This window comes from Bradyrhizobium sp., from assembly GCF_019242285.1.
GTDB lineage: Bacteria > Pseudomonadota > Alphaproteobacteria > Rhizobiales > Xanthobacteraceae > Bradyrhizobium.
Window position 1 is genome coordinate 1 of sequence record NZ_JAFAVV010000043.1, and the last position, 10665, is coordinate 10665.

Here is a 10665-nt window from a genome sequence, read left to right on the forward strand (position 1 = left end):
CGCTCGCCCTGCCGAGCCCGTGCAGCGGCAGCCCGGAGAGATCGGCGACGATACGCTCCTTCATGCCTCGTCCTCCGGCACGCGCTTCGGCCAGAACCAGCCGATCAATGCGACGGCGACCGGAATGGGACCCCACACCACGGCCCAAGGGGAGAAGATCGACCAGATCAGCGTTACGGTGGTGGCAATCGCTGCCCAGAACGGCCAGATCGAGTTGCGCGGCGAGGACTCCCGCGCCTCCGGATCGGCCGCAGCCAGCGAGGTGACGACGAGCTCGCGCCGGTCGACCCGCAGGCCGTCGGCGACGGCAAGCTCGTTCGGCTGCTCCCACAGCGAATAGCGGCCATTGACGACAGGGATTCTGGCAAAGTTGTAGCTCGGCGGCGGCGAGGCGGTCGCCCATTCCAGCGTGGGAGCATGCCAGGGATTCGGTCCACTCGGTTCACCCACGCGTGCACTGCGCAAGGCGTCGATGAAGAACAGGAGAAAGCCGCTCGCGAGAATCGCAGCGCTGGTGCTGACGAAGAGGTTCAGACCATGCCAGGGCAGGTCGGGCTGATAGGTGTAGATCCGGCGCGGCATTCCCTCGAGCCCCAGGATATGCATCGGAAAGAACGTCAGGTTGAAGCCGATGAAGATCAGCCAGAACGTCCAAATGCCCAGCCGCTCGCTCATCATCCGCCCGGTGATCTTGGGAAACCAATAGTAGATGCCCCCGAGCAGCGGGAACACGGCGCCGCCGATCAGCACGTAATGGAAATGCGCCACCACGAAATAGGTGTCGTGCACCTGGGTGTCGAAAGGCACGGAGGCGACCATCACGCCGGTCAATCCGCCGATCACGAAGGTGACGATGAAGCCGATGACGAAGAGCAGGGGGGTCTTGAATTGTGGCTTGCCGTCCCACAGCGTCGCGATCCAGCAGAAGATCTGGACCCCGGCGGGAATGGCGATCGCCATGCTGGAGGCGGTGAAGAAGCTTTCGCCGAGCCGCGGCAATCCCGTCACGAACATGTGGTGGACCCAGAGGCCGAAGGCGAGGATACCGGTCGCGATCAGCGCCATCACCAGCGCCAGATAACCGAACACCGGGCGGCGGGCGAAGGTCGCGGTCAGGGTCGACACCATTCCAACCGCCGGCAGGAAGATGATGTAGACCTCGGGATGACCGAAGAACCAGAACAGATGCTGCCACAGCAGCACGTCCCCTCCCTCGGCCGGATTGTAGAAATGCGTTCCGACCAGCCGATCGAGAATCAGGGTGGAGCTCGCGATCATGATCGCCGGCATCGCCATGATGACGAGGAACGAGGTGATCAGCATCGACCACACGAACAGCGGGATGCGATCGAGCGTCATGCCGGGCGCCCGCTGCTTGAACACGGTGACGACGATCTCGACCGACACCGCCAGCGCCGAAACTTCGGTGAACGTGATCATCTGGGCCCAGATGTCGGCGCGCTTGCCGGCGCCATATTGCGGGCCGGACAGCGGCACATAGGCGAACCAGCCGACGTCGGGGCCCATGTCGAGCGCGAACGCGATCCAGAGCATCAGTCCGCCTGCGAGATAGATCCAGTAGGAGAACGCGTTCAGCCTGGGAAACGCGATGTTGCGCGTACCAACCATGAGCGGTACCAGGTAGACGGCCATCGCCTCCATCACCGGCACGGCGAACAGGAACATCATGTTGGCGCCGTGCATCGTGAAGATCTGGTTGTAGCGGTCGGCGCCGATCAGGCGGGCCTCGGGCGCGGCCAATTGCAGCCGCATCAGCATGGCCAGAATGCCGCCAAGAGCCAGAAAGACGAAAGCGGTCAGGATATAGCGGCGGCCGATGATCTTGTGGTCCACGGTCGACAGCGCGCCCCAGAATCCCGGTGCCGTCGCCCAGGTGTCGGCGAGGACGGCCTCGAGCCGGGGACCTTCGATCTCGGCGTCGCTTGTTTCGGGTGGGACCACGCTCTCCATCGTCATTTCAGGCTCGCCAGATAGGCCGAGACCGACAGGAGTTCGTCGCGCGAGAGCGTCACCATCGGCATGTTGTTGCCGGGCTTCAGGGTCTGCGGGTCGGCGATCCAGGCCGCGAGCGAGCCGCGCGTGGTATCGAACAGGCCCGCGGCGATGGTCTTGCGGCTGCCGACATGGGTCAGGTCCGGCCCGCTCGTTCCGGTCGCGGCGGTGCCGCGCACGCTGTGGCAGGCCGCGCAGGGCTTTGACAGGAAGGCCTGCTGTCCCGCGGCGGCCTCGCTGTCTGCCGGCTGCGCCGCCGGCTGCCGCTGCATCTCGGCCCATCTGTCGAAATCGGCCTGCGGCTCGGCGATCACGAAGAACGCCATGTGGGCGTGCTGCATGCCGCAGAACTCGGCGCATTGGCCGCGGTAGATGCCGGCGCGCTCCGCGCGCACGGAAAGCTCGTTCGGCCGGCCGGGAATCAGGTCCTGCTTGCCCGCAAGGCTCGGCACCCAGAAGGAGTGGATGACATCGTCGCCCTCGAGCTGGAAACGAACGTTGCGCCCAACGGGGATATGGATCTCGTTGGCGGTCTGGAAATTCTCCGCTGGTGTCGCCCCGAAATACTGCACGTTCCACCACCATTGCAGGCCGCTGACCTTGACGGTGAGGTCATCCGGGCCGGCGACGCTGAGGCGCCGGGTCGCGAAGAAGCTCGTGACCGTGAAGCCTGATATCACGATCACGGTTGCCGCCACCGCGGCCGAGATGAAGACACTCATCCGCCGCACGCGTTCGGCATCGACGTCGACGGGCGCGGTTCGCGGCGCGCGCTCTCGCGACAACGCGCGGATCAACGCGATCATCACCAGCATCCAGACCACCGAGCAGACGACAACGATCAGGATGATGAGCTGCTTGAGGCTGGCCGCGGACGTGCCGTGGGCGTCCATCGCCGATTGCCAGCCGCCACAGCCGGCGAGCAGCAGGCACGCCAGGCCGGGCAGGGATCGTCGGATCTCTCGCCTCACGGGGTTGGCCCTTGATCGGCATGGACCGGTGAAGGTCCCTGGTCGAACAGGATCGCCGCAGGTGCGCGATTTTCCGCCGGCCGCGTCTGCTTGTCGTCATTGCGGCTCGGCGCCGCCGTCCTGGCGGAATAGGCGCCGATGGTCTGGACATAACCGGCAAGTTGCCAGATCTGGTCGGCCGTCATCTTGTCGCGGAACGCCGGCATGCCATGCGGACGACCATCGCGGATCGATGCGAAGATCGATACCATCTCGGGCCCGTACAGCCACCAGCCGTCGAGGAAGGACGGCCCGGTGCCGCCCTGTCCATCGGCGTGACATGAGCTGCAGCCGAACCAGGCGTAGAGCCGCTTGCCCTGGTTCAGATTGTAGGCGTTGGCCTCATACGGACGGTGGAGCGCGAAATAGATCTCCGGCGGAGCGCCTGCAATTCCGATCGGCATCAGCCTGATCTTGTTCAATGCGTCCGCCACCGGGGGGTCGAGCCGCAATTGCCGTTCCTCCCTTTCGCATCCGCTCAACATCACGATGCAGGCCAACAGCAACACAAACCGCATGGGAGCATCCGCGTGCAGGGAATCGGACAACGGCAGAGAAAAAGGTAAGTTCCTAAGAGGGGAGGGGCCGAGGACCGCGACCTGCCAAATGCCGCCTGGTGCAGGCCCGGATCATGCACTTCAACATCCAGAACAGCGGAGGGCAGCGCTTCGCGTTCTCGCGACGGAATTCGTCCGAGCTTTGCAGCAGACATCGCCCTCGGATTGAAAGAGGGCGCAGGGAATGCCGGGTGAGGGCCTCACCCATGGCCCGCCTGCAACAAAGAACGCAGGCGGCAGTCACCACAGGTAAAGCCGGATCAACCGGCATTCCCTGCGCGATGGTTTTAACGCTTATACCGCGCTCTCCCCGGGGATCGGGCTTTCTTGCCCCCGTCGCTCGCAGGATCATCACCTCGCGAACTTGGCATCAGCGTCGAGATGCCAGGACCACACGGCTTCGCAGTCCGCTCCGGGCTGCTCGTCTCGCTGCACCGTCGCGTCCACCGCATCCCGCACCCAACGTTCGTGACGATCGCGAAGCGCCCCTCTGATCGGCACGGGATGCGTGACTATTGCCATATTTTCTGAAAAAAAGAAATAGAAAAATTTCGGCCGGGCGACCTGGAAAGTGATATCCGCTTGAATCGTTTCGTGAACTTTTCTTTTGCGCGCACCTCATTTTGATGGGCTATTTGCCGATGACACGACGCAATGGCGGCTTCACTCTGCCGGTTCCGGCCCGTTGCGGCGAATCGGTCGTCGCGGACGGCAGCGGGACCTGCGGCTGGCGGCTTCAATCGCTCGGTCGCATCCGGTTCCGATCGGCTTCCACCTGCTCCGACGGCTCATCGTCGAGCGTCATCAGCCGGGTTTGCGCCTCGCCATTGACGCGGAGCACTCGTCCAGCTTCGCGTGGATCGCCCGGGTGTCGCGGTGCGCCGCACGCTGATGAACAGCGTCATGCACAGCGTGGCGATCGATACGACTCTTCCCGGCTGAACGCGTGCGGGTCGACATAGAGCCAGACAGCCAGGCAGATGCAGACCGCGACGATCACCCACGGCCCGGCGAGCCACGATCCGGCGTAGGTGAGGAAGCTCCTGATGGACTTGGCCATGATCGGTCCTCGCCTGAGAGCGATCGCTGCAACATCCAGTGGCGTGGACCCGGAATTGGTCGGCAAGTTCCTGCCGAGCGCGCCGTGCTTCCCAAACGCAAATAGCAACCCTGCCGCCCCGGCACCGTTTCCTCCGCGCGAACCATGCACCGGGAGGCCGCCATGTCCGATTCCTCGCCCCTTCATCGCAGGGATTTCCTCTCCGCCGCCACGACCGGATTGGTGCTGGTCGGCGCCGGCGTAGGGACCGCGTCGGCCGCCGCCCCGACCGACACGGAATCCGCCATCTCGGCGCAGCCGATGCCCTCGTCCTTTGGCGAGGACGAAACCACCGCCGACATCATCGTCGAGACGCTGATCGCGTGGGGCGCGACCCACGCCTTCGGCATCGTCGGCGACGGCATCAATTCGATCATCGAAGCCTTGCGCAAGCGCCAGGATCGCATCCGCTATGTCGGTGTGCGTCATGAGGAGGCCGCGGCCTTCATGGCTTCCGGCTTCGCCAAGCATACCGGGCAACTCGGCGTCTGTGTCGGAACGACGGGGCCCGGCGCGATCCATCTTCTCAACGGGCTTTACGATGCCGCGTTCGACGGCGCGCCGGTGGTCGCGCTGACCGGACTGACGTTCCATGACCTGAAGGGCGTGCGCTATCAGCAGAGCGTCGACACTGTCCGGCTGATGCAGGGCGTTGCGCTCTATAACGAGGAGGTGACCGGCCCGGAGCATGCCGTCATCGTCGGCAATCGCGCTTGCCGCGCGGCGCTCGGCGACCGCGGCGTGGCGCATCTGACGATCTCCAAGGACGTGCAGATGATGAAGCGCGCCGCGGACAGGAAGTCGATGCGCAATCCCGGCGTGCGCACCTCCTCGTCGTGGACCGCGCCGCTGGCCGTTGCGGCCGCCGATCAGATTCGCGCCGCGGCCGACATCCTCAATTCCGGCCGCCGCGTCGCCATCCTGGCCGGGCAGGGTGCGCTGCCTGCCCGCGAGGAGGTGACGAGGCTTGCCGAGATGCTCGGAGCGCCGGTCGCCAAGTCGCTGCTCGGCAAGGCTGTCCTTGCCGATAACTCGCCGTTCACGACCGGCGGCATCGGCGATCTCGGCACGGCGCCATCGTCGTGGGCGATGAAGAACTGCGACACCGTGATGATTCTCGGCTGCACCATGCCATGGGAGGAATATTATCCCTCGCCCGGGCAGGCGCGCGGCATCCAGATCGACCTCGAGGCCGACCGCATCGGCCTGCGCTATCCTGTCGAGGTCGGGCTGGTCGCCGACGTCAAGGCGACGCTCATCGCGCTGCTGCCGCTGATCCAGCCCAGGAACGACCGCTCCTTTCTCAGCGAGGCGCAGCAACGCATGTCCGACTGGAATGCGCTGCTGGACGAGGTGGAAAGCACCTCGCGCTCGCCGCTCCGACCGCAAATGGTCATCCGCGCTCTCAGCGACCTGATGGCCGATGATGCCGTCATCTCGCTCGATTGCGGGGCCAACACCCATTTCGCCGCGCGTTGCCTCAGGCTGCGGGAAGGGCAGCGCCTGACCGGCACCGGGATGCTTGCCAGCATGGCGCCCGGACTGCCGTTCGCGATCGCGGGCCAACTGGCCTATCCCGGACGGCAGTCGGTCGCGGTCGTCGGCGACGGCGGCTTTGCCATGCTGATGGCGGAACTGTCGACGGCGGTGGCGCAGAATCTGCCGGTGAAGGTCGTGGTGTTGAAGAACGACAGCCTCGCCGAGGTGAGATTCGAACAGCAGGAGCTTGGCAATCCGGTCTTCGGCTGTGACCTTTCGCCGATCGACTTCGTCGCCTTCGCCAAGGCGTGTGGGGCAGACGCATTCCGCTGTACCCGGCCGGAGGAGATCAGGCCCGCCATTCAGGCGGCACTGGGTTCGTCCAAACCGGCGCTCGTCGAAGCGGTCGTGGATGCGGACGAAAAGCCGACCAAGCCCAACGAATTGAAGGCGTAATGGCTTCTTCGTATCTCGGACGTATGACGGAGGCGTCCCTACGGCTTCATCACCACCTTGATGCAGCCGTCCTGCTTGTCGCGGAAGGTCTTGTAGAGCTCAGGTCCCTGTTCGAGCGTGGCGCGATGCGTGATCACGACGGAAGGGTCGATTTCGCCTTTGCCGATCCGCTCCATCAGCTTCGGCAAATAATGCTGCACCGGAGTCTGCGCCATCCTGAAGGTCAGCCCGCGGTTGATTGCCGAGCCCATTGGAATCTTGTCGACGAAGCCGCCATAGACCCCGACGATCGACACCGTGCCGAAGTTCCGGCAGCAATGGATGGCCTGCCGCAGCACGTGGGGCCGGTCCGTGCCCATGAAGGTGGCGACCTTCACCCGGTCGAGCACGGCATCGGCTCCCGAGCCTGTGTCGGGCTCGGTGCCGACCGCGTCGATGCAGGCGTCGGCGCCGCGGCCGGCGGTCAGTTCCTGGATGCGGTCATAGACATCCTCCTTCTTGAAATCGATCGTGGTGGCGCCGGCGGATTCGGCGAGCCGCAGGCGTTCCGGCACGGTATCGATCGCGAGCACGCGTTCGGCGCCGAGCAGAAATGCGCTGCGGATCGCGAGTTGGCCGACCGGCCCGCAGCCCCACACCGCGATCGTCTCGCCGCCCTTGATGCCGCAGAAATCGGCGGCCATGTAGCCGGTCGGGAAGATGTCCGAGAGAAAGAGCACCTGCTCATCGCTCAAGCCATCCGGCACCTTGATTGGGCCTGAATCGGCGTAGGGCACGCGCATGTATTCGGCCTGACCGCCGGCGAAGCCGCCGAGCAGATGAGAGTAGCCGAACAGGCCTGCCGGCGAATGTCCCCACAGCTTCTCGGCATCGCGCTTGTTCGGATTGCTGCGCTCGCAGCCGGAGAAGAAGCCGCGCTTGCAGAAAAAGCATTCGCCGCAGGCGATGGTGAAAGGCACGACCACACGGTCGCCGACCTTGAGCGCCTTGTTGTCCCGCCCGACCTCGACCACCTCGCCCATGGTCTCGTGGCCGAGCACGTCACCGCGCTCCATCGAAGGGATGATGCCGTCATAGATGTGGAGGTCCGAGCCGCAGATCGCGCAGGCCGTGACCTTGATGATGGCGTCGCGCCCGTGCTGGATCTTCGGATCAGGAACGCTCTCACAGCGGATGTCGCCCTTGCCGTGCCAAGCCAACGCTTTCATGGGACTCTCCGAAATCGATATGACACCACAAGGATCGAAGCGGTGGCTGGTTCCTATTTTCACGAGCTCCGCGAGCTGCGAGCCGGATAGGAACGATCGCCCCGCGCTGCGATTGGACGCACAGCAACAGCAGGAGAGAACCATGGCAGCAGCGAACGGCCAGCTTGCGATCGTCACAGGCGCCTCGACCGGAATCGGGCTGGAGCTCGCAAGGTGCTGCGCCGAGCACGGCTTCGATCTCCTGATCGCTGCCGACGAGCCGGCCATCGAAAACGCGGCGGACGGGCTGCGTCGCAGCGGGCGAAGGGTTGATACCGTGCAGGCGGACCTCGCCACGACCGAAGGCGTCGACAAGCTGCTGGCCGTGGCCGGCGGACGACCGGTCGAGGTGCTGCTCGCCAATGCCGGACGCGGTCTCGGGCATTCGTTTTTCGATCAGGAGTTTCCGGCAATCCGTCGGGTCATCGATACCAACGTCACCGGCACGCTGTATCTCATCCATGAGGTCGGCAAACACATGCGCCGGCGCAATGCCGGGCGAATCCTGATCACCGGCTCGATCGCAGGCTTCATGCCCGGCACTTTCCAGGCCGTCTATAACGGCACGAAAGCCTTTCTGAACTCCTTTTCCTTCGCGATCCGGGAGGAACTGAAGGACAGCAATGTCACGGTGACCTGCCTGATGCCCGGAGCCACCGAAACCGCCTTCTTCGAGCGGGCCGGCATGATGGACACCGAGATCGGCACCTCGCGCAAGGACGATGCCGCCGAGGTGGCGAAGCAAGGTTTCGAGGCCATGATGAGCGGCGAGGGCGATATCGTGACCGGTGCCAAGAACAAGCTGCGGTCGGCGGTCGCCAATATCACCCCGGCAGAGACCCTTGCCAAGATGCATCGCAAGCAGGCCGAGCCGAAGTCGGAGCAGGCGAAACGCGATCAGGCTCGATGATACGCATGCGGTTGTGAAGGCAGCAGTCTTGCTGCGCGGCCCCACTCAACGGACGCGAACCGTTCCCGGGCTGGAAGAGCCCGACGATTTCGCCAGGGAGACGATGACGGTTTGTCCTTGCGGCCTGCGCGCTTCGACCGGCTGGTCTTGGTCCCTCAGCAGCGCGCGCCAGGTCAGCGGCGCGATCTGTTGGAGAGAGGCCTTTTCTTCGGCCAGCCGCTTTTCGAGATAGGCGCGTTCCAGGTCGGTCAATTGTGTGCGGAGCAGACGCTGGTACCGCCGTATATTGGCGCAGCGGACGATCGCGATGATCTCTTCCGTCATTGTAGCCCCCTTGCCTCGCGCATCTGCGCGATCGTGGATGAGTGCTCCGTGGCCGTCATTAAGGTATGTGAATCCGCGTCCCACGCGCGATCAGCCTGGGCTTGGCGATGTAGCCAAATCTGAGGCCTGCAAATCTGAGGCCTACAAGTCCGAGGCCTACGAGTCCGAGGCATATCCGCCCAGGCCCCGCCCGGCCTTGTCACCGGTGGGATCCGGCCTGGCCCATGAGCTCCTTGAGCTTGCGCGCATCGGCGGGTGCCGCGCTCTTCTGATCGTTGTCGAAATAGACGAAGACATCGCAACGCTGTCTGTTCCAGGACCGGATGCGCCTGGCCCATTCCGACAGCGCTGGTGTGGGATAGCGGCCCCGGTATCGACCGCCGGGGCCATGCCCGCGGATGTAGACGAAATCGGCCGTGCGTTTCCAGGGTGCGGGTGCATCGTGGTGATCGGACAGACAAAGGGCGACGTTGCGCTGCGACAGCAGCCGCAGGATGGCGGGTTTATACCAGCTCGGATGCCGAAACTCGAAACTGTAGCGGCGCTTCGTCGAGAGCAGCCCGAGAAAGGACGCGAGCCGCCCGGCGTCTGCTTCGAAGTTGGGCGGCAATTGGAACAGGACCGGCCCCGCTTTCCGGCCGAGCAGGGACAGCCGTTCCTCCATCAGCGCGAGGCTGTTGACGGAGTTGTCCGAGAGCCTCTTCCAATGCGTGATGAATTTCGAAGCCTTCCAGGCGAACACGAAATCGGTGCCGGTCTGCGCATCCCAGCTTCTGACCGCGTCCAGGCTCGGCGTCCGATAGAAGACGCCGTTGAGTTCGGTGGTGGGAAACTGGCTGGCGTAATATTGCAGCTGCCGCTTGAGCGGGAGACCGCCCGGAAAGAATTTCCCGCGCCAGGATTCGTAGTGCCATCCGGATGTGCCGATCAGAACCTGAGCCATGATACGGGCAAACCGGCAATCATTGGCCGAGTTCCAAGCCGCAGCGCCAGCGGCCGCCGTGCCGATATACGGCGGCCGGAGTGGTCGGCGCCAAGTTACCCGGCCGGCTCCGCCTGTTCGATGGCGGCGGGCATCTTGGCAACCGACATCAGCGAACGCGCGACCTGGTTCAGCAGCTGGTCGGCGTTCTCCTCCTCTGCAAGAGACTTCGAGAGCAGGCTGACGATCGCGCTATGGCGCAGTTGCTGCGCGAGATTGCGCGCGGTGGTGTAGCCAGCGATCTCATAGTGTTCGACACGCTGCGCCGCTCCGATCAGCGAAAGGTCGGCGGCGGCGTCTTCCTTCTCTTCGCCCTCGGCAATGATTTCCTCGCCTTCCTCGACCAGACCCATCATGCCTTTGCAGGGCTTGGCACGGACCGACTTGCCGAGAAGCTCGAAGCATTCGTTGATGCGCTCGATCTGGGTCTCGGTCTCGCCGAGATGCTGTTCGAACAGCTCGCGCAGCTGATCGTAGCGCGCAGCCTGGGCCATCTTGGGAAGCGCCTTCGTCAGCTGCTTCTCGGCATGCAGGATGTCCCGAAGTTCGTCGATGAGCAGATCGCCGAGGCCCGCCTCGTCCACAGGC

10 protein-coding genes are annotated in these 10665 nt (G+C 64.4%); 2 read left to right on the plus strand and 8 right to left on the minus strand.

Annotation, left to right across the window (positions count from 1 at the left end; translation table 11 throughout):
• Nucleotides 1-60 precede the first annotated feature (60 nt).
• From ctaD to JOY90_RS01930, 4 genes are all read right to left on the minus strand, one after another.
• On the minus strand, nt 61-1977 hold the full coding sequence (gene ctaD / locus JOY90_RS01915) for a cytochrome c oxidase subunit I (RefSeq protein WP_291689482.1): 1917 nt from the start codon (nt 1975-1977) through the stop codon (nt 61-63).
• On the minus strand, nt 1974-2984 hold the full coding sequence (coxB, locus tag JOY90_RS01920; protein ID WP_291689483.1) for a cytochrome c oxidase subunit II: 1011 nt from the start codon (nt 2982-2984) through the stop codon (nt 1974-1976). The genes ctaD and coxB overlap by 4 nt, the downstream gene beginning before the upstream one ends.
• A complete protein-coding gene (locus tag JOY90_RS01925; protein WP_291689484.1) occupies nt 2981-3541 on the minus strand; it encodes a c-type cytochrome in 561 nt (186 codons plus the stop codon). The genes coxB and JOY90_RS01925 overlap by 4 nt, the downstream gene beginning before the upstream one ends.
• Nucleotides 3542-4481: 940 nt before the next feature.
• Nucleotides 4482-4640, minus strand: coding sequence for a hypothetical protein (locus JOY90_RS01930; RefSeq protein ID WP_291689485.1), 159 nt, complete (start codon nt 4638-4640; stop codon nt 4482-4484).
• A gap of 162 nt (nt 4641-4802) precedes the next feature.
• Between JOY90_RS01930 and JOY90_RS01935 the strand changes: the two genes are divergently transcribed.
• Nucleotides 4803-6614: a thiamine pyrophosphate-dependent enzyme gene (locus tag JOY90_RS01935; protein ID WP_291689486.1), complete on the plus strand. Its 1812-nt coding sequence runs from the start codon at nt 4803-4805 to the stop codon at nt 6612-6614.
• A gap of 38 nt (nt 6615-6652) precedes the next feature.
• On the opposite strand, the gene JOY90_RS01940 is transcribed toward JOY90_RS01935, so the two are convergent.
• Nucleotides 6653-7822: a zinc-dependent alcohol dehydrogenase gene (locus JOY90_RS01940; RefSeq protein ID WP_291689487.1), complete on the minus strand. Its 1170-nt coding sequence runs from the start codon at nt 7820-7822 to the stop codon at nt 6653-6655.
• Nucleotides 7823-7964: 142 nt separating this feature from the next.
• On the opposite strand from JOY90_RS01940, the gene JOY90_RS01945 reads away from it, so the two are divergent.
• Nucleotides 7965-8771, plus strand: coding sequence for an SDR family oxidoreductase (locus tag JOY90_RS01945; RefSeq protein WP_291689488.1), 807 nt, complete (start codon nt 7965-7967; stop codon nt 8769-8771).
• Nucleotides 8772-8816: 45 nt separating this feature from the next.
• On the opposite strand, the gene JOY90_RS01950 is transcribed toward JOY90_RS01945, so the two are convergent.
• The 3 genes from JOY90_RS01950 to JOY90_RS01960 all read right to left on the minus strand — a co-directional run.
• Entirely contained in the window at nt 8817-9095 is a 279-nt protein-coding gene (locus JOY90_RS01950; protein WP_291689489.1) for a hypothetical protein, read from the minus strand.
• 199 nt (nt 9096-9294) lie between these two features.
• A complete protein-coding gene (locus JOY90_RS01955; RefSeq protein ID WP_291689490.1) occupies nt 9295-10038 on the minus strand; it encodes a DUF72 domain-containing protein in 744 nt (247 codons plus the stop codon).
• Between the two features lie 95 nt (nt 10039-10133).
• A partial coding sequence (locus tag JOY90_RS01960; protein WP_291689491.1) for a DUF892 family protein occupies nt 10134-10665 on the minus strand: 532 nt, incomplete at its 5' end.

Bases quoted from the DNA above. Each gene is read 5' to 3' on its own strand.
- ctaD (WP_291689482.1), bottom strand. From the start codon at position 1,977: ATGACGATGGAGAGCGTGGTCCCACCCGAAACAAGCGACGCCGAGATC.
- JOY90_RS01925 (WP_291689484.1), bottom strand. From the start codon at position 3,541: ATGCGGTTTGTGTTGCTGTTGGCCTGCATCGTGATGTTGAGCGGATGC.
- JOY90_RS01930 (WP_291689485.1), bottom strand. From the start codon at position 4,640: ATGGCCAAGTCCATCAGGAGCTTCCTCACCTACGCCGGATCGTGGCTC.
- JOY90_RS01935 (WP_291689486.1), top strand. From the start codon at position 4,803: ATGTCCGATTCCTCGCCCCTTCATCGCAGGGATTTCCTCTCCGCCGCC.
- JOY90_RS01940 (WP_291689487.1), bottom strand. From the start codon at position 7,822: ATGAAAGCGTTGGCTTGGCACGGCAAGGGCGACATCCGCTGTGAGAGC.
- JOY90_RS01945 (WP_291689488.1), top strand. From the start codon at position 7,965: ATGGCAGCAGCGAACGGCCAGCTTGCGATCGTCACAGGCGCCTCGACC.
- JOY90_RS01950 (WP_291689489.1), bottom strand. From the start codon at position 9,095: ATGACGGAAGAGATCATCGCGATCGTCCGCTGCGCCAATATACGGCGG.
- JOY90_RS01955 (WP_291689490.1), bottom strand. From the start codon at position 10,038: ATGGCTCAGGTTCTGATCGGCACATCCGGATGGCACTACGAATCCTGG.